The sequence below is a fragment of the Pseudomonas sp. B21-048 genome (assembly GCF_024748615.1).
Classification (GTDB): Bacteria; Pseudomonadota; Gammaproteobacteria; order Pseudomonadales; family Pseudomonadaceae; genus Aquipseudomonas.
Genome location: NZ_CP087168.1, coordinates 3,702,135 through 3,727,608, shown reverse-complemented (window position 1 = coordinate 3,727,608; position 25,474 = coordinate 3,702,135). Strand labels below are relative to the sequence as shown.

20 protein-coding genes are annotated in these 25,474 nt (G+C 58.9%); 8 read left to right on the top strand and 12 right to left on the bottom strand.

Features of this window, described 5'->3' with window-relative positions; translation table 11 throughout:
* Window positions 1-122: 122 nt before the first annotated feature.
* Entirely contained in the window at window positions 123-944 is an 822-nt protein-coding gene (locus LOY56_RS17410; protein WP_258615965.1) for a cytochrome c, read from the bottom strand.
* A 653-nt stretch (window positions 945-1,597) separates the two neighbouring features.
* Here LOY56_RS17410 and LOY56_RS17405 point away from each other — a divergent pair.
* The 4 genes from LOY56_RS17405 to LOY56_RS17390 all read left to right on the top strand — a co-directional run bounded on the left by LOY56_RS17405 (window position 1,598) and on the right by LOY56_RS17390 (window position 7,145).
* Window positions 1,598-2,803, top strand: a complete 1,206-nt coding sequence (locus tag LOY56_RS17405) for an acetyl-CoA C-acetyltransferase (protein WP_258615964.1) — start codon at window positions 1,598-1,600, stop codon at window positions 2,801-2,803.
* A 23-nt stretch (window positions 2,804-2,826) separates the two neighbouring features.
* Complete coding sequence (locus LOY56_RS17400) at window positions 2,827-4,971, top strand: 3-hydroxyacyl-CoA dehydrogenase NAD-binding domain-containing protein (protein ID WP_258615963.1); 2,145 nt, start codon at window positions 2,827-2,829, stop codon at window positions 4,969-4,971.
* Window positions 4,972-5,067: 96 nt separating this feature from the next.
* A complete protein-coding gene (locus LOY56_RS17395) occupies window positions 5,068-5,802 on the top strand; it encodes an amidotransferase (RefSeq protein ID WP_258615962.1) in 735 nt (244 codons plus the stop codon).
* A gap of 92 nt (window positions 5,803-5,894) precedes the next feature.
* The gene (locus tag LOY56_RS17390) at window positions 5,895-7,145 is read left to right on the top strand and encodes an IS256 family transposase (RefSeq protein WP_258615961.1); all 1,251 of its coding nucleotides are present in this window, start codon (window positions 5,895-5,897) and stop codon (window positions 7,143-7,145) included.
* Window positions 7,146-7,197: 52 nt separating this feature from the next.
* On the opposite strand, the gene LOY56_RS17385 is transcribed toward LOY56_RS17390, so the two are convergent.
* On the bottom strand, window positions 7,198-8,169 hold the full coding sequence (locus tag LOY56_RS17385) for a magnesium and cobalt transport protein CorA (protein WP_258615960.1): 972 nt from the start codon (window positions 8,167-8,169) through the stop codon (window positions 7,198-7,200).
* Between the two features lie 453 nt (window positions 8,170-8,622).
* Complete coding sequence (locus LOY56_RS17380; RefSeq protein WP_258615959.1) at window positions 8,623-8,964, bottom strand: DUF3077 domain-containing protein; 342 nt, start codon at window positions 8,962-8,964, stop codon at window positions 8,623-8,625.
* Between the two features lie 130 nt (window positions 8,965-9,094).
* Here LOY56_RS17380 and LOY56_RS17375 point away from each other — a divergent pair, with 130 nt between their 5' ends.
* A complete protein-coding gene (locus LOY56_RS17375) occupies window positions 9,095-9,760 on the top strand; it encodes a LexA family transcriptional regulator (RefSeq protein WP_258615958.1) in 666 nt (221 codons plus the stop codon).
* 39 nt (window positions 9,761-9,799) lie between these two features.
* Here LOY56_RS17375 and LOY56_RS17370 read toward each other — a convergent pair whose 3' ends face one another.
* The 4 genes from LOY56_RS17370 to LOY56_RS17355 all read right to left on the bottom strand — a co-directional run bounded on the left by LOY56_RS17370 (window position 9,800) and on the right by LOY56_RS17355 (window position 15,481).
* The gene (locus LOY56_RS17370) at window positions 9,800-11,755 is read right to left on the bottom strand and encodes an acetyl/propionyl/methylcrotonyl-CoA carboxylase subunit alpha (RefSeq protein ID WP_258615957.1); all 1,956 of its coding nucleotides are present in this window, start codon (window positions 11,753-11,755) and stop codon (window positions 9,800-9,802) included.
* Window positions 11,755-12,570, bottom strand: coding sequence for a gamma-carboxygeranoyl-CoA hydratase (locus LOY56_RS17365; RefSeq protein WP_258615955.1), 816 nt, complete (start codon window positions 12,568-12,570; stop codon window positions 11,755-11,757). Before LOY56_RS17365 ends, LOY56_RS17370 begins: the two co-directional genes overlap by 1 nt.
* A gap of 127 nt (window positions 12,571-12,697) precedes the next feature.
* A complete protein-coding gene (locus LOY56_RS17360; RefSeq protein WP_258615952.1) occupies window positions 12,698-14,305 on the bottom strand; it encodes a carboxyl transferase domain-containing protein in 1,608 nt (535 codons plus the stop codon).
* A gap of 12 nt (window positions 14,306-14,317) precedes the next feature.
* A complete protein-coding gene (locus tag LOY56_RS17355) occupies window positions 14,318-15,481 on the bottom strand; it encodes an isovaleryl-CoA dehydrogenase (RefSeq protein ID WP_258615950.1) in 1,164 nt (387 codons plus the stop codon).
* Between the two features lie 215 nt (window positions 15,482-15,696).
* Here LOY56_RS17355 and LOY56_RS17350 point away from each other — a divergent pair, with 215 nt between their 5' ends.
* A complete protein-coding gene (locus LOY56_RS17350) occupies window positions 15,697-17,391 on the top strand; it encodes an AMP-binding protein (RefSeq protein ID WP_258615947.1) in 1,695 nt (564 codons plus the stop codon).
* A gap of 647 nt (window positions 17,392-18,038) precedes the next feature.
* Here the strand turns inward: LOY56_RS17350 and LOY56_RS17345 are convergent.
* From LOY56_RS17345 to LOY56_RS17335, 3 genes are all read right to left on the bottom strand, one after another.
* A complete protein-coding gene (locus LOY56_RS17345; protein WP_258615946.1) occupies window positions 18,039-18,938 on the bottom strand; it encodes a hydroxymethylglutaryl-CoA lyase in 900 nt (299 codons plus the stop codon).
* A 191-nt stretch (window positions 18,939-19,129) separates the two neighbouring features.
* Window positions 19,130-19,528, bottom strand: a complete 399-nt coding sequence (locus LOY56_RS17340; protein WP_258615943.1) for a MerR family DNA-binding transcriptional regulator — start codon at window positions 19,526-19,528, stop codon at window positions 19,130-19,132.
* Window positions 19,529-19,616: 88 nt separating this feature from the next.
* A complete protein-coding gene (locus LOY56_RS17335) occupies window positions 19,617-20,552 on the bottom strand; it encodes a LysR family transcriptional regulator (RefSeq protein WP_258615940.1) in 936 nt (311 codons plus the stop codon).
* Between the two features lie 177 nt (window positions 20,553-20,729).
* Between LOY56_RS17335 and LOY56_RS17330 the strand changes: the two genes are divergently transcribed.
* A complete protein-coding gene (locus LOY56_RS17330; RefSeq protein WP_258615939.1) occupies window positions 20,730-21,959 on the top strand; it encodes an acyl-CoA dehydrogenase in 1,230 nt (409 codons plus the stop codon).
* 184 nt (window positions 21,960-22,143) lie between these two features.
* On the opposite strand, the gene LOY56_RS17325 is transcribed toward LOY56_RS17330, so the two are convergent.
* Together LOY56_RS17325 and xthA are read right to left on the bottom strand one after the other, a co-directional pair.
* Window positions 22,144-23,484 (bottom strand): phosphate ABC transporter substrate-binding/OmpA family protein, encoded by a 1,341-nt coding sequence (locus LOY56_RS17325; protein ID WP_258615938.1) that lies wholly within the window; start codon window positions 23,482-23,484, stop codon window positions 22,144-22,146.
* Window positions 23,485-23,676: 192 nt separating this feature from the next.
* Window positions 23,677-24,489 (bottom strand): exodeoxyribonuclease III, encoded by an 813-nt coding sequence (gene xthA / locus LOY56_RS17320; RefSeq protein WP_258615937.1) that lies wholly within the window; start codon window positions 24,487-24,489, stop codon window positions 23,677-23,679.
* Between the two features lie 302 nt (window positions 24,490-24,791).
* Between xthA and LOY56_RS17315 the strand changes: the two genes are divergently transcribed.
* Window positions 24,792-25,442, top strand: coding sequence for an N-acetyltransferase (locus LOY56_RS17315; RefSeq protein ID WP_258615935.1), 651 nt, complete (start codon window positions 24,792-24,794; stop codon window positions 25,440-25,442).
* Window positions 25,443-25,474 lie beyond the last annotated feature (32 nt).

Here is a 25,474-nt window from a genome sequence, read left to right as displayed (position 1 = left end):
ACCACCGATCGTTCCCACGCTCTGCGTGGGAATGCCTCCACGGACGCTCCGCGTTCGGCTTTGGATGTGACGCAGAGCGTCACGGGCTGCATTCCCACGCAGAGCGTGGGAACGATCACTGACTATGGTTTCACTTTCCGCCCCGCCATATGCTTCAAATACCCCACCAACAATTCCAGATCCTCCTCCGGCAACACCGTCGTGGCGAACGCCGGCATCTTCGCCTGTGGCCACTGGCGCAAGCTCTGCGGATCACGAATGTAGCGCTTGAGGAAATCCGCGCCGAAATACTCGGTCGGATTGAACGGAATATTCAGGTCCGGCCCGAACTGCGCATCGCCCGCGCCATTCAATCGATGACAAGCCAGGCAGTTCTTTTGAAATAGCGCAAAGCCCTTGTTCACCGGATCGTCCGCCTTCAGCGCAGGATCGGGCAGCAGGGCGGGGAAGCGCTCGGCCACCGGGGCCATGCGCTTGATGCTGGCGACTTCGAACGGCCATTGCTCGGGGCTGATATTGCCCGCTTGTGGATCGGTCCAGACCAGATAAAACGGCCCGGCACTGTGTTTGCCCTCGGACAAGGGCGGCCACGGCTGGGTCGGGTCTTCAATCGCCAACCAGGCCCGCGCGCCTTGGGTATTGAGCAACGGCGCGGCAGCCAGTTCGGCAGCAAAACCGTCCAGCGCCACAGCTTGCAAATGATCGTCAGGCTTGATGCCCGTCAACAACGCCGCTAACGGCACGGCGCGATAGCTCATGTCCCGTTTGTAGGAAACGTCGTTAGTGATGGTGAGGGTCTGAACCTGAGGATGCTTGAGCAATTGCTCGGTCTGCCAGGTGCGAGAACTCGCGCCCAGCTCCAGATTCAGCTCTGCGGCAGACAGGGGCATGCTGAGCAGCAAGGCCCCAAACAGAATGAGCGTTTTCAAGTAATCGCCGTCCATGTCGTAAAAGTGCCGCAAAGATTGGCACAGCCACGCTGACCCGGGTAGCGAGTCAATCACATTTTTATCAGGCGAAATGAAAACCCTGATGCTCGATCAGCCAATCACCTTGGTCAGGTTCGGCAAAATCAACAACAGCGTAGTGGCGAATAAAATGAGCCCGGCTTGACGAACTTTCGAATGCTTGAACATGGCTTGACCGCCTTTTTTGTTATTTCCTGATGCCTGCCTGCCTATATCCATGACGGCAGAGCGCTGCACTTCCTTGTAGGACGAGTGCCTCGGCAAAACCCGACGACAACTTCGTACAGGTTTACCTTAGGGCCCGCGTCACGCTTGGCTTAGATCCATTTCGTATGGATTTAGTACTCATCACTTTAAAAGTGTCATGAGGCTTATGGCCAGCTTCTTGGGCGCCCGTTGGCTAGACAGCTTGGTGACGTGAATCGATTTATCCGATAGCAGACTACCGTTCGTCTGAGCGTGACCGTCAATGCCGATGAGCACTGTGGTCATTGAATCCATGGCTGCTGCGCATAAGGTGAGGGGCATAAAGATCAGGATCACACAGTCTCCTGTAGGAGCTGCCGAAGGCTCGGGCCGCGTTCGGACGATCTTTTGATCTTCATCCACCATCAGGTTTCGAGGACGTCATGACCCAAGCTTTGATATTCGATGCGTTACGCACGCCCCGTGGTAAAGGCAAGGCCAATGGCGCCTTGCACAGCGTCAAGCCAGTGAACCTGGTGGCCGGGCTGCTGACGGCGCTGCAGCAGCGCACGTCCCTCGATACCAGTCAGGTCGATGATGTGGTGCTCGGCTGCGTGACGCCCATCGGCGATCAGGGTTCCGACATCGCCAAGACCGCCACGCAGGTGGCCGATTGGGACGTCAGCGTGGCTGGCATGCAGCTCAATCGCTTTTGCGCGTCGGGGCTGGAAGCGGTGAACCTCGGTGCGATGAAAGTGCGTTCCGGCTTCGAAGACCTGGTGGTGGTCGGTGGCGTCGAGTCGATGTCCCGCGTGCCTATGGGCAGTGATGGCGGCGCTTGGGCGCTGGATCCGGAAACCAATTTGCACAACCACTTCACGCCTCAGGGCGTGGGTGCGGACCTGATCGCCACGATTGAAGGCTTCAGCCGTCAGGACGTCGATGCCTTCGCGTTGCACTCCCAGCAGAAGGCTACGCGGGCGCGGGCGGACGGTTCGTTCAACAAGTCGTTGGTGCCGGTGCAAGACCAAAACGGCATCATTCTGCTCGATCACGATGAGTTCATTCGCGCCGAATCGACGATGGAGGGTCTGGGCAAGCTCAAGCCGAGTTTCGAAATGATCGGGCAAATGGGCTTCGATGCCACGGCATTGCGGGTTTACAGCCAGATCGAGCGGATCAACCACGTGCACACGCCGGGCAACAGCTCCGGGATTGTCGATGGCGCGGCGCTGATGCTGATCGGCTCCTCCGCCCGTGGCCGGGCGCTGGGCTTGCAGCCGCGAGCGCGAATCGTCGCCACGGCGGTCACCAGCACCGACCCGACCATCATGCTCACCGGCCCGGCACCGGCCACCCGCAAGGCGCTGGCCAAGGCCGGGCTGCGGGTCGAAGACATCGACCTGTTCGAAGTCAACGAAGCGTTCGCTTCGGTCGTGCTCAAGTTCATCAAGGACATGGCCATCGACCCCGACAAGGTCAACGTCAACGGTGGCTCCATCGCCATGGGCCATCCGCTCGGCGCCACCGGCTGCGCGATTCTCGGCACGCTGCTCGATGAACTGGAAGCCCGGCGCCTGCGCTATGGCCTGGCGACATTGTGTGTCGGCGGCGGCATGGGCATTGCCACCATCATCGAACGCCTCTGAGCCCCGATTTCAAGGAAATAGCCATGACCGAAGCCATCCGTTACGAAAAAGGTCAGGACCAGATCGTCGTCCTGACCATCGACATGCCAGGCCAGAGTGCCAACACCATGAACGCGGTCTACCGCGACGCCATGGCCACCTGCGTCGCCCGACTGGTCGCCGACAAGGACGCCATTGCCGGCGTGATCATCACCTCGGCCAAGAAGACCTTCTTCGCCGGCGGCGACCTTAATGAACTGATCAAGGTCGGCAAACCCGAAGCCAAAGCCTTTTACGACAGGGTGCTGACACTCAAGGGCCAACTGCGCACCCTGGAAACCCTCGGCAAACCGGTGGTTGCCGCCATTAACGGCGCGGCGCTCGGCGGCGGTTGGGAAATCTGCCTGGCGTGCCATCACCGCGTGGCGCTGGACCATCCGTCGGTGCTACTGGGCCTGCCCGAAGTCACCCTAGGCCTGTTGCCGGGCAGCGGCGGGGTAGTGCGCATGGTCCGCATGCTGGGCATTGAAAAAGCCCTGCCGTATCTGCTTGAAGGCAAAAAAATCCGCCCGCAACAGGCGTTACAGGCGCGTTTGATTGACGAGTTAGCCGCCGATCGCGATGAGCTGATGGCCAAGGCGCGGGCGTGGATTGTCGCTCACCCGGTCGCTGTGCAGCGCTGGGACGTGAAGGGTTATCAGATCCCTGGCGGCACGCCGTCGGATCCGAAGCTCGCACCGATGCTTGCTATCACGCCATCGATTCTGCGCAGCAAAACTGAGGGCTGTCTGCCCGCGCCGGAGAAAATTCTCTGTGCTGCGGTGGAAGGCGCCCAGGTGGATTTCGACACGGCGCACCTGATCGAAACCCGCTACTTCACCGAGCTGACAACCGGCCAGGTGTCGAAAAACCTCATTGGCACGTTCTGGTTTCAGCTCAATGAGATCAATGCCGGCGGCTCACGGCCCCAAGGCATAGCGCCTTACGTGACGAAGAAAGCCGGCGTGCTCGGCGCCGGGATGATGGGCGCGGGCATCGCGTTTGTCAGCGCATCAGCCGGCATCGACGTGGTGCTCAAAGACATCAACCTCGCCGCGGCAGAGAAGGGCAAGGCTCACTCGGCGGCGTTGCTGGACAAGAAAGTTGCGCGTGGTCAGTTAACCCGGGAGCAGCGCGAAGAGGTTTTGGCGCGAATCCATGCCACCGAAAACGATGCGGACCTGGCGGGTTGCGATCTGATCATTGAAGCGGTGTTTGAAGACCGCGAACTGAAGGCCAAGGTCTCTTCAGCCGTGCAAGCCGTCGTCGGCCCGGACGCGGTCATCGCCTCCAACACTTCGACCTTGCCGATCAGCGGCCTGGCCACGGCAGTGCCGGACCAGACGAAATTCATCGGCCTGCATTTCTTCAGTCCCGTGGAGAAAATGCCGCTGGTGGAAATCATCAAAGGTGTCCATACCAGCGACGAAACCCTGGCGCGCGGGTTCGATTTCGTCCTGCAAATCAAGAAAACGCCGATTGTGGTCAACGACAGTCGCGGCTTCTTTACCTCGCGAGTATTTGGCACCTTCACCAATGAAGGCATCGCCATGCTCGGCGAAGGCGTGAGCGCGCCGATGATCGAGACCGAAGCACGCAAGGCTGGCATGCCCGTCGGGCCTCTGGCGATCTCCGACGAAGTTTCCCTCAGCCTCATGAGCCACATCCGCGAGCAAACCGCCAAAGACCTGCGAGCAGAAGGGAAACCCCTGATTGAGCATCCGGCGTTCGCCGTGATTGACTTGTTGCTCAAGGAATACAAACGTCCGGGCAAGGCCGCTGGGGGTGGTTTCTACGATTACCCGGCCACAGGGCAGAAGCATTTGTGGCCTGAACTTAAAAGCCGTTTCGAGAAAGCCGATGGGCAGATTTCGCCGAAGGACATACGCGATCGACTGCTATTCGTCCAAGCCATCGAAACCGTGCGCTGTATGGAGGAGGGCGTGCTGACCTCGACGGCGGATGCCAACGTCGGCTCGATCTTCGGCATCGGCTTCGCGGCCTGGACCGGTGGTGCGCTGCAGTTCATCAATCAGTACGGCGTGCAAGATTTCGTCGCCCGCGCTCAGTACCTGGCCGAGCAGTACGGCGAGCGTTTCACACCGCCTGCGCTGCTGTTGGAGAAGGCGGCCAAAGACGCGTTGTTCTAAAGGGACCGATGACCCGTTCCGGGGCTTGCCTTGCCACCGTGTTTCAAGGCAGGCTCTGGGGTGTGCATTATTCCCTTCATGTGTCAGGTATTTTTTATGTCGTTACGCATCTGCATTCTGGAAACCGACATCCTGCGTCCGGAACTGGTCGATCAATATCAGGGTTACGGGCAGATGTTCCAGCGTCTGTTTTCGCAGCAACCCATCGCCGCCGAGTTCACCGTATACAACGTGATGCAGGGTGATTATCCCAGCGATGACCTGACCTTCGATGCCTATCTGGTTACCGGCAGCAAAGCCGATTCCTTCGGCACCGATCCGTGGATTGAAACCCTCAAAACGTACTTGCTGAGCCGTTACGAGCGCGGCGACAAACTACTGGGCGTGTGCTTCGGCCATCAATTGCTGGCGCTGTTGTTGGGTGGCAAGAGCGAGCGGGCGACCCAGGGCTGGGGCGTCGGCACCCACAAGTACAAACTCGCGGCCAAGGCGCCGTGGATGAGCCCGCTGAGGGAGGAACTGACGCTGCTGATCAGTCACCAGGATCAGGTCACCGCGCTGCCAAAAAACGCTACGGTCATCGCCTCGAGTGATTTCTGCCCATTCGCCGCATATCACATCAACGATCAAGTGCTGTGCTTCCAGGGGCATCCGGAGTTCATTCACGATTACTCACGGGCATTGTTGGATATTCGTCAGGAAGCGCTGGGCGAGCAGATTTATTCGAAAGGTATGGCGAGTCTTGAACATGAGCATCACGGCACTACCGTCGCAGAGTGGATGATGCGATTTGTGGCGCACAAGCCTGAGGGTGAGTCGGTTAAGCCTTAAAGGCGCCTGCGAATTTCGCAGACGCCTCGAGGGTGTCCTGAGGTTTGTGTAAACGGTCATTAGGCGCACACTGCCTTTCCCAAGGAGTCTCAATGACCGAGCCCAAGCGCACTAAACGAGTCAAACCCGATCCTGAACTGGTAAAGCTGGCCGACAGCCTGTTGGCCAACTACCGAAAACCCGAAGATCTGATCGGCGAAAATGGCCTGCTCAAGCAGCTCACCAAGATGCTCGTCGAACGAGCCCTGGAAGCTGAAATGACCGAGCACCTGGGGCATGACAAAAGCGCAGCCGTTACCAATGCCGAAGGAAATGCTCGCAACGGCCATAGCGGTAAGACGCTCAAGGGCGACTTTGGCGAGCTACCGCTGGAGATTCCCCGTGATCGCCAGGGAATGTTCGAGCCCCAGCTAGTTTCCAAGCACCAGACGCGTTGGACCGGCTTCGATGACAAGGTCATTTCGCTGTACGCCCGAGGGATGACTGTTCGGGAAATTCAGGGGCACCTGCAGGAGATGTACGGCACAGAGGTCTCTCCTAGCCTCATCTCGGCGATTACCGACGCCGTTAGCGAAGAGGTCAAAGTCTGGCAATCGCGTCCTCTGGACGAGCTCTATCCGATCCTCTACCTCGATTGCATTCACGTCAAAGTGCGCGACAGTGGCGCGGTCAGAACCAAGGCGGTTTACTTGGCCATTGGCGTCAATATGGACGGTCGAAAAGAAGTTCTAGGATTGTGGATCGCACAGACTGAAGGTGCCAAATTCTGGCTGCAAGTAGTCACAGAGCTTAAAACACGCGGGGTAAAAGACATCTTTATCGCCTGCGTGGATGGGCTCAAGGGCTTTCCTGAGGCGATCGAAGTGGTCTATCCGCAAGCCTCGGTTCAACTGTGCATCGTGCATATGGTGCGCAACAGCTTGAAGTTCGTATCGTGGAAGCATCAACGCGAAGCCGCTGCCGACCTCAAGCTTATTTACCGCTCGACGACGGTTGAAATGGCCGAGCAAAAGCTGACCGATTTCGAGGCCAAATGGGATGATCGATACCCTCTGATCAGCCAGTCATGGCGCAAAAACTGGGCGAGGGTCATACCTCTATTCGATTATCCACCTGAGATACGGACGGTGATCTATACCACCAACGCCATCGAGTCGATCAACATGAGCTTGCGCAAGGTCACCAAAAGCAGAGCCTCATTCCCGACTGATGACGCGGTTATGAAGCTCTTTTATCTGGCGCTGAATAACATCAGCAAGAAGTGGACAATGCCAATCAGGGACTGGGCGGGGGCCTTGAACCGGTTCAGTATCCAGTTCGAAGACCGGCTTTTGCAGGATTAACAGCAACGCCGTTTACACAGAATCCCGTACACCCCCGACGCCTCGGTCTTGACTACAACCACCCCGACCGCTTGAAACTCGCCCACAAACCGACACACCCAACGGTGATAAATCCCAGCACGGCGAAATACCCGTAATGCCAACTCAACTCCGGCATGTCATGGAAGTTCATCCCGTAAATCCCGGCCACCGCCGTCGGGAAGGCCAGAATCGCTGCCCATGCCGCAAACTTGCGTTGCACCACGCTCTGCCGTGATGCCTCCAGCAATACACCGACTTCGATGGTCTGGCTGGCAATGTCCGCCAGAGTCGTCAGGTCTTCCATCTGCCGCGTGACATGAATCTGCACATCGCGGAAGTACGGACGCATGTTCTTGTCGATGAACGGAAAGCTCAGCTTTTGCAATTCCTCACCGATCTCCACCATCGGCGCCGCAAACCGACGCAAGCGCAACACATCGCGGCGCAGGCTGTGGAGTTTCTGGATGTCTCGCTCGTTCAGGGCGCCACACATGACATTGCTCTCCAGCTCATCGATTTCGGCATGGATCGCTTCGCCCATCGGCTGGTAGTTTTCAATCACGAAGTCAAGGATGGCATAGAGTACGAAATCTTCCCCGTGTTCCAGCAACAGCGGTCGCGCCTCACAACGCTGTCGGACATAGGCGTAGGACGCCGAATGACCGTTACGCGCGGTAATGATATAGCCCTTGCCGGCGAAGATATGAGTCTCGATGAACTGCAATTTGCCTTCATTGCGGATCGGCGAATACGTGACGATAAACAGTGCATCGCCGAAGGTTTCCAGCTTCGGTCGGCTGTGTTTTTCCAGGGCGTCTTCGATGGCCAGTTCGTGCAAGTTGAACTGACGTTGCAGGTTGAACAGCTCCTCGGCGTTCGGCTCTTCGAGACCGATCCAGACAAAGTGGCCAGGCTTGGCAGCCCAGGCGGCGCCTTCGTCGAGGGTGATATTGGTGACTTTCTTACCGGCGCTGTAAACCGCAGCAGCAACGACTCTACCCATGATGGTGGTTCACTTCTTATTAGCCGCTTTCTATTGGTACAGACTGGCGGTGCCAGGCAGGATTCAGCTTAACCTTGTCTGCTGCTTGAGAGTCAGCAAAATCTGCAAAGTTCGCAGGATCGGCATAGGGGTGGCCTGCATAGGCCGCTTCCACCCTGCATGCTAGCCCGCACCAGGTGGCTTGAGAGATTGAGTTCGGCAAAGACGCGTTGGGCTTTCACCACAGAATTGCGCCCATGCTGGGCGCAAAAAAAAACCCGGCAAAAAGCCGGGTCAAAAACCGTGATTAGCCTGATGAGGAGATAGTCCATGAGACCGACCTAAGGTCCCTTGAGCCATCGGCTGATCTCGCGATCAGTTGCAGCAATAGTAATCATTATCATTTGCAAGTCAAATGTTTTTATCTGCTCAATTTGAAATTTTTTCCGGTTCTCCACCTGAGCGCCTCCTCCCTCAATCGTTCTGATCGCGCTCCAAAGACCGGTCGACCATCGCCTTGGCCATGTCGATCATGTGCACCGTCGAAAATGCCAGATCCCGACCTGTGCCCTGCAGTTGGTTGGCTGATTCATGTGCGGTGGCGGCGGCACATCGCAACAGATCCGAAGCATGGACCAGCGCCTCTTCGCTGCTGATGCTACGGTTCACATCAAAGAAACGTGCCTCGCTGGCCACTTCTGACACAGCTGGTTTCAAGTAATAGTCAAGCGCCCGCTGTGCGGCGGCAGAGCCTTTTGGCGAGCTGAGGGTGGTATCGAATTGCATGTCGGGCAGGGTATTGCTGGGGATGGTCATGACGATGGCAAGCTCCGTGATTAGATTGAAATCCGTGAGCTCAGCTTAGTACGTGCTGTAGTTGTTTCTTTAATTTAAATACTACAATTTGTGTTTTGATGCTCGGAGTACCCCACGTATCGTGCCGCACATGGATAAATGGATTGAATTGGTCAAGGCCAAAATGAGTGAACTCAAAGTCACTCAGGAAATACTCGCCGAGCGCATCGGAATGTCTCAGGGCGGCGTCGGCCATTGGCTGAATAAACGTCGTCAACCTGGCATCCAGGAGATGAACCGTGTCTTGCAGGCACTGGGGATGGACTATCTGGAAGTCGCGATGGTGATCAGGGAACCGCAGGTCTCACAGGATGAAGAGATCTCTCTGGCGCAGAAGTACAACCCGTACTTTCGCTACCCGGTCAGTGACTGGCGAAAAACCGGGGAGGTGCGTGACGGAGAGTTATCGCCCTATGGCGCCTCATCGGCGGTCAGCAAGCCGCGCTTCGAGCTGTCCGATTACCACGCACAGGGCGCAGCATTCTGGCTGGTGGTGGTCGGCGATGCGATGACCGCCCCCACGGGTGTGAGCATTGCCGCGGATATGTTGATTCTGGTGGACCCAGCCATTGTGCCGGAGCCTGGCAGACTGGTGATTGCCCAATGGCCCGGCAGCACTGAAGCGGTTTTTCGTAAATTGATCGAAGAGGGCGGGCAGCGTTATCTGGTCCCGCTTAATCCGACCTATCCGAAAGCGCTTTACACCGAAGAATGCCGAATCATCGGCGTGGTAGTTCAGGCAACCGCCAAATTTTAATCAGATCGGTCCTCGCGTAGCGTAGGACCGATCTTCATTTCACGCGTGTTCCAACTCCACCAACGCACTGCCTTCGCTGACCATTTCGCCTTCCTGGCAATACAATGCCTTGATCACTCCGGCGTGCGGCGCGCGAATGCTGTGCTCCATCTTCATCGCTTCCAATACCACCAATTGCGCGCCGGCGTCGACTGTTTGCCCGGCCTCCACCAGTACTCGCACGATGCTGCCGTTCATGGGTGCGGTGAGTCCGCCCTGATGGCTGTGACTGGCTTCGACGGCACCGATCGGGTCATACGACTCGATGCGGCGCAGCTCACCGTCCCATTGCAGATACAACGTGTCGCCACGGCGGATTGCCCGGTGCTGGCGGCGCAAGCCGTTGTGTACTGTCAGCAGGTATTCACCCTTGAGCTGCGCGGTATGAGCATCGGCAGCGCCGAGCGTCAGTGCCCGGTCTTGCCCTTCGCAACTCAAATGCAGAGTGATTTCAGGCGGCAATCCGGCACGCAAACCGTTGTTAATCGCCCAGGGCGAACCCAGGTCATCGGCGCGCGGAGTATTCGCCTGGCTTTGTGCAAACGCCTGGGCCGCCGCTAGCCAGAACTCATCACTCAGCTGTGCGGGTTCTGGCAGCAATTGTTCCTGATAACGCGGAATGAACCCGGTATCCAGTTCAGCCGCAGCAAACGCCGGGTGACCGATGATTCGGCGCAGGAAGTTGATGTTGGTCTTCAGTCCGCCAATGGCAAACTCATCAAGCATGCTCAGCAAACGCAGCCGCGCCTGTTCACGGTCTTCGCCCCAGGCAATCAGCTTGCCGAGCATTGGGTCGTAGAACGGCGAAATCTCATCGCCTTCTTCAACGCCACTGTCGACACGACGTCCTGGCCCTTCGGCGGATTCACGGTACAACGCCAGACGGCCGGTGGCCGGCAGAAAATCATGGCCCGGGTCTTCGGCGTACAGCCGCACTTCGATCGCATGGCCGATCAGCGGTACCTGGTCTTGAGTCATGGGCAGCGCTTCGCCGCGTGCCACGCGAATCTGCCAGGCCACCAGGTCGAGGCCGGTGATGGCTTCGGTGACCGGGTGCTCGACTTGCAAGCGCGTGTTCATCTCCATGAAGAAGAACTCGCCACGCGCATCCAGCAAAAACTCCACGGTGCCGGCACCGACGTAGCCGATGGCCTGTGCCGAGCGCACAGCGGCTTCGCCCATGGCCCGACGCAGTTCCGGGCTTAGACCCGGAGCCGGGGCTTCTTCGACGACTTTCTGATGCCGGCGCTGGATCGAGCAATCACGTTCGTTGAGGTACAGGCAGTTGCCATGCTGGTCGGCGAATACCTGGATTTCCACGTGGCGTGGCTTGAGCAGGTACTTTTCCACCAACATCCGCGAATCGCCGAACGACGACAGCGCTTCACGTTGCGCCGAGGCCAGGGCTTCGGCCAGTTGGCTGACATCCTCGACCACTTTCATGCCTTTGCCGCCGCCGCCCGCCGTGGCTTTGAGCAGCACCGGATAACCGATGCGTTCGCAGGCGTCGCGGAAGGTCTCGAGGTCTTGGGCTTCGCCGTGATAGCCGGGCACCAGCGGCACGCCGGCGGTTTCCATCAAGGCTTTGGCCGCGGACTTGCTGCCCATGGCATCGATGGCCGAGGCGGGCGGGCCGAGGAAGATCAGGCCGGCCGCTTCGATCGCGCGGGCGAACCCGGCGTTTTCCGAGAGAAAGCCATAACCGGGATGAATCGCCTGAGCGCCGCTGGCTTTCGCGGCAGCGATCAGTTTGTCGATTTGCAGGTAACTGTCGGCAGCTTTGCTGCCGCCCAGGTCGACGCGGATATCGGCTTCGCGGCTGTGCCGGGCGTCACGGTCGGTGGCGCTGTGCACGGCCACGGTGGTCAGGCCCAGCGCCTTGGCGGTGCGCATCACTCGGCAAGCGATTTCGCCGCGGTTGGCCACCAGCAAGGTGGTGAGAACAGGTGCGCTCATCAACGCGGCTCCTTGAGGGTGGTTTCGGCTTGCCAGTTCGGCGGGCGTTTTTGCAGGAAGGCGCGCAGGCCTTCCTGGCCTTCGGGACTGACGCGGATCCGGGCGATGGCATTCTCGGTGTAGCGCCGCAACGCCGGGGTCAGCGCGCCGTGGCCGACTTCACGCAGCAAATCCTTGCTGGCGCGCATGGCCGCCGGGCTGTTGAGCAGCAGGTTGTCGATCCACTGATCGACTTTCTGCTCCAGCTCAGCCATCGGGTAGCTCTCCGACAACAAGCCGATTTCCCGAGCCCGTTGCCCGCCAAAACGTTCGGCGGTCAAGGCATAGCGGCGTGCCGCGCGCTCGCCGATGGCTTGCACCACGAACGGGCTGATGACCGCTGGCGCCAGGCCGATGCGCACTTCCGACAGGCAGAACTGCGCGTCGTCGGCGCCGATGGCCATGTCGCAGCAGCTGATCAGGCCCAGCGCGCCGCCATAGGCCGCGCCTTGCACCACCGCCACGGTCGGGACTTTCAGTTTGGCGAGGTTGTACATCAATTCTGCCAGTTCCCGGGCGTCGTCGAGGTTGGTGTGGTAATCGAGTTCGGCCGATTGCTGCATCCAGGCCAGATCGGCACCGGCGCTGAAATGCTTGCCGCGACCGCGGATCAACAGAAAGCGCAGGCTGGGATCGCTCGATACTTTGTCCAGGGCGAGGATCAGTTCGCGGATCATTTCGGCGTTGAAGGCGTTGTTCTTTTCTTCACGGCTGAGCCACAAGGTCGCAAAACCCCTTGGATCGCTCAGCAGTTCGAGGGTGTTGAAGTCGCTCATATTCATCCGTCTCCACGGTCCTTGTGGGGGCGTGTTTGCTCGCGAACGCGATATCCGGTTTTACGATTGCTTCGCAATCGAACGGGGGCAAGCCCCCTCGCCACACAAGCCCGCACCCACAAAAAAATTACATCCGGAACACGCCGAAGCGGCTCGGTTCGATTGGCGCATTCAGCGACGCCGACAAGGCCAGGGCCAGCACGTCGCGGGTCTGCGCCGGGTCGATGACACCGTCGTCCCACAGTCGAGCGCTGGAATAATAGGGATGCCCCTGTTCTTCGTATTGATCGAGGATCGGTTGCTTGATCTCGGCTTCCTGTTCGGCGCTGAAACCATGGCCACTGCGCTCGGCCTGCTCACGCTTGACCTGCACCAGCACGCCCGCCGCCTGTTCGGCACCCATCACGCCGATCCGCGCGTTCGGCCACATCCACAGGAAGCGTGGATCGTAAGCCCGACCGCACATGCCGTAGTTACCGGCGCCGAAGCTGCCGCCGATGATCACGGTGAATTTCGGCACCTTGGCACACGCCACGGCGGTCACCAGTTTCGCGCCGTGCTTGGCGATGCCGCCGGCCTCGTATTTCTGGCCGACCATGAAGCCGGTGATGTTTTGCAGGAACAGCAACGGGATGCCGCGCTGGCAGGCCAGTTCGATGAAGTGCGCGCCTTTCTGCGCGGCTTCGGCGAACAGGATGCCGTTGTTGGCGAGGATCGCGATCGGGTAACCGTGCAGGTGGGCAAAGCCGCACACCAACGTCGTGCCGAACAAGGCCTTGAATTCATCGAGCACCGAGCCGTCGACCAGGCGCGCGATCACTTCGCGTACGTCGAACGGTTGCTTGGCGTCCGCCGACACCACACCATACAACTCGTCGCTGCTGTACAGCGGCGCGATCGGCGTGCGTTGTTGCAGTTCGCCGAGCTTGCGCCAATTGAGGTTGGCGACGCTGCGCCGGGCCAATGCGAGGGCGTGTTCATCGCTTTCGGCATAGTGGTCGGCGACACCGGAAATCTTGCAGTGCACATCGGCCCCGCCGAGGTCTTCGGCGCTGACCACTTCACCCGTCGCGGCTTTCACCAGCGGTGGGCCGGCGAGGAAAATCGTGGCCTGCTGACGGACCATGATTGCTTCATCGGCCATCGCGGGTACATAAGCGCCACCGGCGGTGCACGAGCCCATGACCACCGCAATCTGCGGAATGCCCATGGCGCTCATGTTGGCCTGGTTGAAGAAGATCCGCCCGAAGTGTTCGCGGTCCGGAAATACTTCATCCTGACGCGGCAAGTTGGCGCCGCCGGAGTCCACCAGATAAATGCAGGGCAGGCGATTTTGCTGGGCGATGGTCTGCGCGCGCAGGTGTTTTTTCACGGTCAGTGGGTAATACGAGCCGCCTTTCACGGTGGCATCGTTGGCGACGATCATGCATTCGACGCCCTCCACCCGACCGATTCCGGCAATCACCCCAGCGGCGGGAACGTCTTCGCCGTAGACCGCGTAGGCCGCCAATTGGCTGATCTCGAGAAACGGCGAGCCCGGATCGAGCAGGCGATTGATCCGTTCACGCGGCAGCAATTTGCCTCGCGAGGTGTGGCGTTCTTGAGCCTTCAGGCCGCCACCTTGCTGCACTTGCGCAAGCAGGGTGTGCAGGGCGTCGACCTGTTTGAGCATCGCCGCGCTGTTGGCCGCGAACTCCGCTGAACGGGGGTTGAGCTGGGTATGCAGGATAGCCATGTGCAGCTCCGTTTAGCGGGTTTCGTTGAACAGTTCGCGACCGATCAGCATGCGACGGATCTCACTGGTGCCTGCGCCGATTTCATACAGCTTGGCGTCACGCAGCAGACGACCGGCCGGGAATTCGTTGATGTAGCCGTTACCGCCAAGAATCTGGATCGCGTCGAGGGCCATTCGGGTCGCGCATTCGGCGCTGTAGAGGATGACGCCGGCGGCGTCCTTGCGCGCGGTTTCGCCGCGCTCGCACGCCTGGGCCACCGCGTAGAGGTAGGCGCGGCTGGCATTGAGTTGGGTGTACATGTCGGCGACTTTGCCCTGGATCAGCTGGAATTCGCCGATGCTCTGGCCGAACTGTTTGCGGTCATGGATGTACGGAACGATCAAGTCCATGCAGGCCTGCATGATCCCGGTCGGGCCGCCCGAGAGCACAACGCGCTCGTAGTCGAGGCCGCTCATCAGCACTTTCACGCCGCCGTTGAGCACGCCGAGGATATTTTCTTCCGGCACTTCGACGTCATCGAAAAACAGCTCGCAGGTGTTCGAACCGCGCATGCCGAGCTTGTCGAACTTGCTGCTGCGGCTGAAGCCTTTCGAGTCACGTTCAACGATGAACGCGGTGATGCCGTGGGGACCTTTTTCCAGGTCGGTCTTGGCGTAGATCACGTAGGTGTTGGCGTCGGGGCCGTTGGTGATCCAGGTTTTGCTGCCGTTGAGTACGTAGTGATCGCCGCGTTTGTCGGCGCGCAGTTTCATCGAGACCACGTCGGAGCCGGCATTCGGTTCGCTCATGGCCAGGGCACCGATGTGCTCGCCGCTGATCAGTTTCGGCAGGTATTTGCTTTTCTGTTCGTGAGTGCCGTTGCGGTTGATCTGGTTGACGCACAGGTTGGAATGGGCGCCGTAGGACAGGGCGACCGAGGCCGAACCACGGCTGATTTCTTCCATGGCGACGACGTGCGCCAGGTAACCCAGGCCAGCACCGCCGTACTCTTCCGACACGGTAATGCCGAGCAGGCCCATGTCGCCGAATTTGCGCCACAGGTCGGCGGGGAACAGGTTGTCGATGTCGATCTGAGCGGCGCGCGGCGCGATCTCTTTGGCGACGAAGGACTGAACCTGATCGCGCAGCATGTCGATGGTTTCACCGAGGGCAAAGTTCAGGGATGGGTAACTCATGGGGCACCTTTTAGCTTTTTTGTAGGGTGGGGAGAGCAGTGATTCGGCTCTCACCTTTACGTTAACGTAAGCTTGTGACGAATGGCTGTCAATCACCCTTTACGTTAACGTCAGCTTAGGCGAGAGTAGAGCAAGTTTTGAACGACTGTGGCGAGGGAGCAAGCTCCCTCGCCACACAAGCCTCGCTCCTACAATAAAGACAATAGGGGGTCGTCATGGATCAACCCAGTGCAAGCCCGCAGCGCAGCTATACCCGTGGTTCCCAGGACAAAGCCTTGCTGGCGATGACCATCGGTCAGGCGTTCGATAACACGGTCGCGCAATACCCGAACGGAGAGGCGCTGGTCGTGCGCCATCAACGGCTGCGTTACACCTGGCAGCAGCTGTCAGAGGCCGTCGACTTACACGCCAGAGCATTTTTGGCGCTGGGCTTGCAGGCCGGTGACCGGCTCGGCATCTGGGCGCCGAATTGTGCCCAGTGGTGCATCAGCCAGTTTGCCAGCGCGAAAATCGGCGTGATCCTAGTCAACATCAATCCGGCTTACCGCAGTTCCGAACTCGAATACGTGTTGAAGCAGTCCGGTTGCCAATGGCTGGTCTGTGCCGGGGCCTTCAAGACTTCCGACTATCACGCCATGTTGCAAGGGCTGGTACCGGAACTGGCGGAGCAATCCATCGGCCAGTTGCAGAGCGAACGCCTGCCGGAACTGCGCGGGGTGATCAGTCTGGATACGCAGCCGCCGTCGGGTTTCCTGCCGTGGTCGCAGCTGACCGATCTGGCGGCCAGCGTGTCGATCGAGCATTTGCGCGAACGCCAGGACAGCCTGCATTTTGACCAAGCGGTAAACATCCAGTACACCTCCGGCACCACCGGATTCCCCAAGGGCGCGACCCTCAGCCACTACAACATTCTCAACAACGGTTACATGGTCGGCGAAAGTCTCGGGCTGACGGCCAATGATCGGCTGGTGATTCCGGTGCCGCTGTATCACTGCTTTGGCATGGTCATGGGCAATCTTGGCTGCGTCACTCACGCCAGCACCATGATTTACCCCAACGACGCCTTCGATCCATTGCTGACGCTGAGCACCGTCGCCGAAGAAAAAGCCACCGCGCTTTACGGCGTGCCGACCATGTTCATCGCCATGCTCGATCAGCCCAAACGCGCCGAGTTTGATTTGTCGAGACTGCGCACCGGAATCATGGCCGGGGCGACCTGTCCGATCGAGGTGATGCGCCGGGTTATCAATGAAATGCACATGAGCGAAGTGCAGATTGCCTACGGCATGACGGAAACCAGCCCCGTGTCTTTGCAGACCGGTCCGTCAGACGAGCTGGAATTGCGTGTCACCACCGTTGGCCGAACCCAGCCGCAACTGGAAAGCAAAATCATCGACGAGGCGGGCAACCTGGTACCGCGCGGCACCATCGGTGAGCTGTGTACTCGGGGCTACAGCGTGATGCTCGGCTACTGGAGTAATCCGCAAGGCACCGCCGAGGCTATCGATGAGGCGGGCTGGATGCACACCGGCGATCTGGCGAGCATGAACGACGAAGGCTACGTGTGCATCGCCGGGCGTAACAAGGACATGATCATCCGCGGCGGAGAGAATGTTTACCCAAGGGAGCTGGAAGAGTTCTTCTTCACCCACCCGGCGATAGCGGATGTGCAGGTGATCGGCATTCCTTGCTCCCGCTACGGCGAAGAGATCGTCGCCTGGATCAAATTTCACTCCGGCCACAGCGCCACCGAGCAGGAACTGCAAGCCTGGTGCAAGGAGCGCATCGCACACTTCAAGACGCCGCGTTACTTCAAGTTCGTGGAAGAGTTTCCGATGACGGTGACGGGGAAGATCCAGAAGTTCCGGATGCGTGAAATCAGCATTGAGGAGCTCAAAGCGATGCGTTGAAGATCAAAAGATCGCAGTCTTCGGCAGCTCCTATAGATGTACACAAAACCATGTAGGAGCACCGAAGGCTGCGATCTTTTCAGGAAAAAACGGAAGGCCAGAAAGCACAAAGGGGAGCCGAAGCTCCCCTTTAATTTTGTCGTACGTGCTCTTTTTTTATTATTGAGGGGCGGTCTGTTGTTGTTTTTGGCAACCGTGGCCCTTTACCGCTGTTTTTGTCGATCCCCATCCGGGATCAAGAGCAAACGTATTTTTTTGAGCGCTGATCTACTTTTTCGCCAAGCGATCCAACCAGTTCGGGAGCTACCTGAAGGTAGTTTTATTGTTCTCTGCCCGGTTGCGGGTTACTTCGAAAAGCACCCTGAAAAGCACATCCTCTCCAAAAAAATCTGTTAGCTGCGTCTCTGCCGTGTTGTTCTTGTTATGTCAGAGTCGTTACGTCTTATTTTTGTTGGTTTGCAGTTTTTATTCTTGTTATGCCATAGAGATAGCAGAAGCCGTGCCAACTTTTAAAAACTCTTTAAATTCAATGCTTTGAGTTTTTCGTAGGATTTTTGATCCAGCCTGAACCCGACAATTTGTTTCCGTGTTACTCGTTTCCGCCCACGTTTCAGAACACGCGGTAACACCCGGACACATTCACACTGTCACTGTGCGCTGCGGGCTTTGGCCACGCGCGAACCGGTAGGGCGCCCCAGTACCGAGCAGATCTGCTGGCCGGCCCGAATCAAGGCGTCCAGGTCGATTCCGGTCTCGATGCCCAAGCCATTGAGCAGGTAAACCACGTCTTCGGTCGCGACATTGCCGCTGGCGCCCTTGGCGTACGGGCAGCCGCCGAGGCCGGCGATGGAGCTGTCGAACACCGCGATGCCTTCCAGCAGGCTGGCGTAGATGTTGGCCATGGCCTGGCCGTAGGTATCGTGAAAGTGCCCGGCCAGCTTTTCCCGCGGCACATCGGCCGACACCACTTCGAACATCTTGCGGGTCGCGCCAGCGGTGCCGGTGCCGATGGTGTCTCCCAGCGAAACCTCGTAGCAGCCCATCGCATAGAGCTCGCGAGCGACCCGGGCGACTTGTTCCGGTGCGATGTCACCTTCATAAGGGCAACCCAGCACGCAGGACACGTAACCGCGCACGCTGACGCCGTGTTGTTTGGCGGCGTCCATGATCGGCACGAAGCGCTCCAGACTCTCGCTGATCGAGCAATTGATGTTGCGCTGGGAAAACGCTTCGGACGCAGCGGCGAACACGGCGACTTCCTTGACCCCGGCGGCGATGGCGTCCTCAAAGCCCCGTAGGTTGGGGGCGAGGGCACCATAGGTCACGCCCGGCTTGCGCTGGATTTGCGCGAAGACTTCGGCGGAACCGGCCATTTGCGGCACCCATTTGGGCGAGACGAAACTGCCGACTTCTATATAACCCAAGCCTGCGGCGGTCAGTGCGTCGACCAGTTGCACCTTGTCCGCAACGCTGATGGGCTGGGCTTCGTTTTGCAGACCGTCGCGGGGGCCGACTTCGACCAGGCGTACGTGGGTGGGTAGGGACATGGGAATCGACCTGTGCTGATTGTCTGAATGTTCAGAGAACCCTGTGGGAGCGGGCTTGTGTGGCGAGGGGGCTCGCCCCCGTTGGGCCGCGCAGCGGACCCAGGATCTGCGAGCGCTGCGCACTCGAACGGGGCGATGCGGCGTTCCGACAAGCCCCCTCGCCACACAAGCCCGCTCCCACAATGGAATTGTTAAACCACTTGCTGGCTCTTGATCGTCTGCTCCAGCGCCTGGGTGCAGCGCTCTTCAGCCGTGTCGAGTTCCAGTTTCATCTGTTCGATGTCCAGCAGTTGCTGTTCGAGTTGTTCTCGACGTTCGGCGATTTTCGCCAGCATGCTGTGCAATTGCTTGGTGTTACCGCTGGAGGGGTCATAGAGCTCGATCAGCTCGCGGCATTCGGCCAGGGAAAAACCAATGCGTTTACCCCGCAGGATCAGCTTCAGGCTGACCTTGTCACGGGGCGAATAAATGCGTTCCTGGCCGCGACGCTCGGGGCTGAGCAGGCCTTGCTCTTCATAGAAGCGAATGGCCCGGGTGGTGATGTCGAGCTCGCGGGCGAGGTCGGAAATGCTATAGGTCTGGCTGCTCATGGAAGCGCTCGAAAAAGGTCATGGCGCTAAGCTAATGGCAGGTTGACGTTTACGTCAAGTGCCGAAGGCTGCGATCTTTTGATCGTCCTCAAACCACCTGTTTATCCAGCTTCTTCTCATTCGCCGTGACCTGCTGGCACAACTCGATCATCTGCTCGCGCATCCAGCGGTTGGCCGGGTCCTGATCAGTGCTTTCGTGCCAGTAGAGGTGGGTTTCCACCGGCGGAACTTCTTTGACCGGCAGGTTCACCGAGTACAAGTCATGGCGACGGGCGAAGCGTTCCGGCACGGTCATGACCATGTCGGTCTGCTGCAACACCTGGGAGGCCATCAGGTAATGCTGTGAGCGCAGGGCGATTTTGCGCTGGATACCCATTTTGCCCAAGGCCAGGTCGACATAACCCAGACCGCTGCGACGGCTGGAAATATGGATGTGGGTCAGGGACAGATAATCGTCGAGGCTGAATTTTTCTTTGCCCGCCAACGGATGGCCCTTGCGCATGGCGCACACGTAACGGTCCTCCATCAACTTGACGTGACGCACCTGCGGGTCAGTGTTGAGTGGCGCATCGACCGCGAAATCGAGACGTCCGGCCGCCAGTTCCTTGGTGGTCTCGCGACGTTTGGACAGGAAACTTTCGATGATCACCGTCGGCGCCAGGCGTCGCAGGCGCTGGAACAGCGGCGGCAGGATCACCGCTTCGGTGAGGTCGGTCATGCTGATGCGGTAGGTCTTGACCGCCTGCAACGGGTTGAAGATGCGGCTTTCCTGCACCGACACCCGCAGCAAGGAGAGGGCGTTACGCACAGGGCCGATAATGTTCTGCGCCATCGGCGTGGGCACCATGCCTTGGGCGGTGCGCACGAAAAGCGGATCGTTGAAGGTCTCGCGCAGGCGAGCCAGAGCGTTCGAGACCGCGGGTTGAGTAATGCCGACAATCTGACCGGCGCGCGTCAGGTTGGCTTCGGTGTAGATCGCGTCGAAGACGATGAAAAGGTTGAGGTCGACCTTGCTCAGATTCATTGCTTTGCGCTCTCTGCTTATTGTTTTAGGAGGTAGCTCGATCAGTCGATCATATATCGGTGATGAATGTTAATACACGCCGAGAATAGGCTAGGTAAATTATCAGCGCTGTTCTAGCATCGATTGCATGACCTGAACAACACCTCTGAACCCTCTGTTTAAAAGGTAGAGCTGCCCATGGATTTCGCGTATTCGCCCAAAGTGCAAGAACTGCGTGAGCGCGTGACCGCGTTCATGGACACCTACGTTTACCCCGCCGAAGCGGTGTTCGAACGCCAGGTCGCCGAGGGCGATCGCTGGCAGCCGACGGCGATCATGGAAGCACTCAAACTCAAGGCCAAGGCTGAAGGCCTGTGGAATTTGTTTCTGCCTGAATCCGAACTCGGCGCCGGCCTGACCAACCTCGAATATGCGCCATTGGCGGAAATCATGGGCCGCTCGCTGCTGGGCCCTGAGCCGTTCAATTGCTCCGCGCCAGACACCGGCAACATGGAAGTGTTGGTGCGTTATGCCAATGAAGAGCAGAAGCAACGTTGGCTCGAACCGCTGTTGCGCGGCGAGATCCGCTCGGCATTCGCCATGACCGAACCGGACGTGGCCTCATCCGACGCCACCAACATGGCCGCCCGCGCCGTACGTGATGGCGACGAGTGGGTGATCAACGGCAAGAAATGGTGGACGTCGGGGGCCTGCGATCCACGCTGCAAGATTCTGATTTTCATGGGCCTGAGCAATCCAGAGGCACCGCGCCATGCGCAGCACTCGATGATTCTGGTGCCGGTGGATACCCCGGGCGTGAAGATTGTGCGTCCGCTGCCGGTGTTCGGTTATGACGACGCACCTCACGGTCACGCCGAAGTACTGTTCGAAAACGTCCGGGTGCCGTACGAAAACGTCCTGTTGGGTGAAGGACGCGGCTTCGAAATAGCTCAGGGTCGCCTTGGCCCGGGCCGGATTCACCACTGCATGCGTTCGATCGGCATGGCCGAGCGTGCGTTGGAGCTGATGTGCAAACGTGCGGTTAACCGCACCGCGTTTGGCAAACCCTTGGCCCGCCTAGGCGGTAACATCGACAAAATTGCCGACTCGCGGATGGAGATCGACATGGCGCGCCTGCTAACGTTGAAAGCCGCGTACATGATGGACACCGTCGGTAACAAGGTGGCGAAGAGCGAAATCGCGCAGATCAAAGTCGTCGCGCCGAACGTGGCATTGCGGGTGATCGACCGGGCGATTCAGATCCATGGCGGGGCAGGGGTTTCCAACGATTTTCCGCTGGCCTACATGTACGCCATGCAACGCACCCTGCGCCTGGCCGATGGCCCGGACGAAGTGCATCGCGCGGCGATCGGCAAGTTCGAGATTGGCAAGTATGTGCCGAAAGAGATGATGCGCAGCGGGCAGTAACACCCCGTGGCGAGGGAGCTTGTCGGAACGCCGCACCGTCCCGCTGGGTCGTGAAGCGGCCCCAAATCAGGCAGCACGGTTGTTTCAGATGTACCGGGTTGTCTGATTTCGCGACTGCTTCGCAGTCGAGCGGGACGGTGCGGCGTTCCGACAAGCTCCCTCGCCACAATGGTCGGTGCTTACTTCAATACACCCAAACCTCAACCCGCCGATTCTTGATCCGCCCCTCATCCCCGCTGTTGGCTGCCACCGGCATTTCGGCACCAAAACCGCGAATCTCGCGAAACACCACGCCGCTTTTCACCAACTCTCGTCGCACCGCCATGGCCCGCAATTTCGACAGCAGGTCAGCCCGCGCCGGGTCGCTCTTGGCGTCGCCAAACCCTACCAGTGTCACCTGTCGGTTGGTCTTATCGTGCTGCTTTATATAGTCGAGCACCCGCACCAGGTCTTGTCGGGCCTTGTTGTCCAGCGTCGCGCTGCCTTCTTCGAAACGGAAATTCACCGTCAGTCGCTGGGCATGGCGGCTGAGCGCCTGATAGCCCTCGGGCATCAACGCATTCGGCGTGACCGCCATGGCCAGAACGGTCTGCGCGATAAAGCCATTGGCCGCGACAATCGCCTGGCCTTTGCTGCTTTGGGCAAACTTCACCAAGGCCTGGGCCCAAGGATTTTTCCCGGTCGGCGGCAGGTAAAAGAACAGCCTACGGGACAGCGGATAATCTTCCGTCGCGATCAGGCTGTTGAGCGGCAGCATGGCCTGGGAGTCGCCATCGACAATGGCCACGGCTTTGGCCTGGCGCACATAAGGCAGCCCGATGAAACCGATGCCTTGCGGGTCCAGACTGACTGCGTCGGACAATTGCTCGCTGGATTCGAACCGTTTCGCGTTGCCGCTCAGCGTTTTCCCACGCAGGTTGAGGACCAGTTCCTTGAACGTGTCATAGGTGCCCGATTGATCATCCCGCGCATAGAGATGAATTGCCCCACCGGTGCCGCCGAGTTCTTCCCAGGTTTTCGCTTCGCCGCTGAAGATTCGCGCCAGTTGTACGGTGTTGAGTTGCTTCAGCGGATTGAGCGGATGAAGGATGATTACCAGCCCATCGATGGCGATGACTTGCTCGGCAGCCGGGCTTTTCAGATCGCCCAGCGGCTCCAGATCCAGCCGTTCGCTGTTCTTGATCGGGCGCGAGGAGGCCGCGAGATCGGCAGCGGCATTTTTCAGGGCTTTGAATCCAGTGCTGGAACCGTGGGCCGCGACCTCCACTTCGACTCGGCGTCCGTGAACGGTTTCGCCGACGATGCGTTGTTCGTTGGCTTTGTCCGGGGTTTCACGGTGAACTTTGAGCAGGCCCTGTTCGTGCATCAAACCCTCGACTAGCGCTGGGCCCAATGCCGCGCCAATGGTGTTGGAGCCCTGGATACGCAGCACCGAGCCACGTTCGGGCGTCGGCAAATCGCTAGCCGACACCGTCAACGGCAGCAGAGAGGTGAGCATCGACAGAAACAACACGCGCAGCGTCATGCCGGCACCTGATAAGCCTGGGAAAGTGCCGGGAGAATAAGTCAGTAAGGTTTCTGAACGATGACAGTGATCGTTCCCACGCTCTGCGTGGGAACGCCGCCGGGGACGCTCCGCGTTCCGCTCTTGAATGTGACGCAGAGCGTCACGCGATGCATTCCTTTGCTGTGCGTGGGAACGATCAGCAAAACCGGATCAGCTCAACTCAAGCCAGATCGGTGCGTGATCGGAAGGTTTTTCCATCCCGCGCAGATCGTAATCCACGCCGGCATCCTTCACTCGCGGCAACAACCCATGGGACGCCATGATCAGGTCAATCCGCAGCCCGCGCTTGGGCTCATCTTCAAACCCGCGGCTGCGGTAGTCGAACCAGCTGAAACGGTCGGCAACGTCCGGGTTCAGGTGACGGAAACTGTCCACCAGGCCCCAATTCTTCAGGCGGGCCATCCATTCGCGTTCTTCGGGCAGGAAGCTGCATTTGCCGGTTTTCAGCCAGCGTTTCATGTTGTCCGGGCCGATGCCGATGTCGCAGTCTTCCGGGGAAATGTTCACGTCGCCCATCACCACAATCGGCTGATCGTTGCTGAACTGGCTTTCCAGCAACTGCTGCAAATCGCTGTAGAAACGTTCCTTGGCCGGGAATTTGGTGGGGTGATCGCGGCTTTCGCCCTGTGGGAAATAGCCGTTCATGATGGTCACCGGCACGCCATTGGCGTCGGCGAACGTGCCCCAGATGAAGCGTCGCTGGGCGTCTTCTTCGTCAGAGGTAAAACCTTTGTATAAGGCAATCGGTTCCTGGCGCGAGAGCAGGGCCACGCCGTAGTGACTCTTTTGCCCGTGGTAATACACGTGATAACCCAGCGCCTGAACCTCGGCCAGGGGGAACTGGTCGTCGTGGACTTTGGTTTCCTGCAGGCCGATCACGTCCGGTTGATGTTTCTCAATCAGCGCCGCCAGCTGATGCGGGCGAGCGCGCAGCCCGTTGATGTTGAAGGAGACGATCTTCATGGTCGGCAGTCCTGGCAAAAGTGCGATGCTAGCTGACATGTAGGAATGGGGCCAGCCTTGGGGTGAGGGGATTCGTTTTTGCCTGTCGGCTTTGTGTAGGCCGTTATAGCCTAATCGCGAGCAGGCTCGCCCCCACAGGTTATGAGTCTGGTCTATACCTTGTGGGAGCGAGCCTGCTCGCGATGACGGTTTAAGTACCACCACTGATTTCGGATCAGTCAGGAACTGTGCAAGCGCCAACACGCTCGTAACAATAAGAGCGCCGCCATTTTTGAGCCGCGCCCCAGGGGAGATCTACCGTTATGCCCGAAACCTCGACCGTCATCGCCGATATTCACATGCTCGACAGCGGCTATTCCCGCGAAGCACGCTCCCTGTTGTACCAGGCGTACCGGCACGAGCCGACGTTCGGCTATCTGTTCGAAGCCGAACGCCCCGGTTATGAACAACGAGTAAGGGCAACGGTACGCGAACTGGTCAAGCAACACTTTCTTCAGGATTTGCCGGCCATCGGCCTACTGGTGAATGACCGCTTGATCGGCATCGCCCTGATCGCGCCGCCGCAACGCCGGCTGGGCATCACCGAAAGCTGGGCCTGGCGCCTGCGAATGGTGCTCAGCACCGGGTTTCGTTGTACCCGACGCTACCTCGATTACCACGCCGCCGTGATGGCGTGCGTGCCGTCCGACTCGGTGCATGTTTTGCCTTTGCTGGGGATTCACCCGCAATTTCAGGGCAAACATTTCGGTGAACAATTGCTGCAAGCGGTGCATAACTGGTGCGCCGTCGATGAACACTCCCAAGGCGTGATCCTCGACACCGGCAATCCCCGTTATCTGGAGTTCTATAAGCGTCAGGGCTATGAGGAAATCGGCGAAGTAGCCGTAGGGCCGATTCGCGAGCATGTGTTTTTCCACGCCAACCCGCAGGTGTTACAAACGGCAACGGCATAACAGTAGAAATTTCGCGGCAGGTCAGGCTCTAT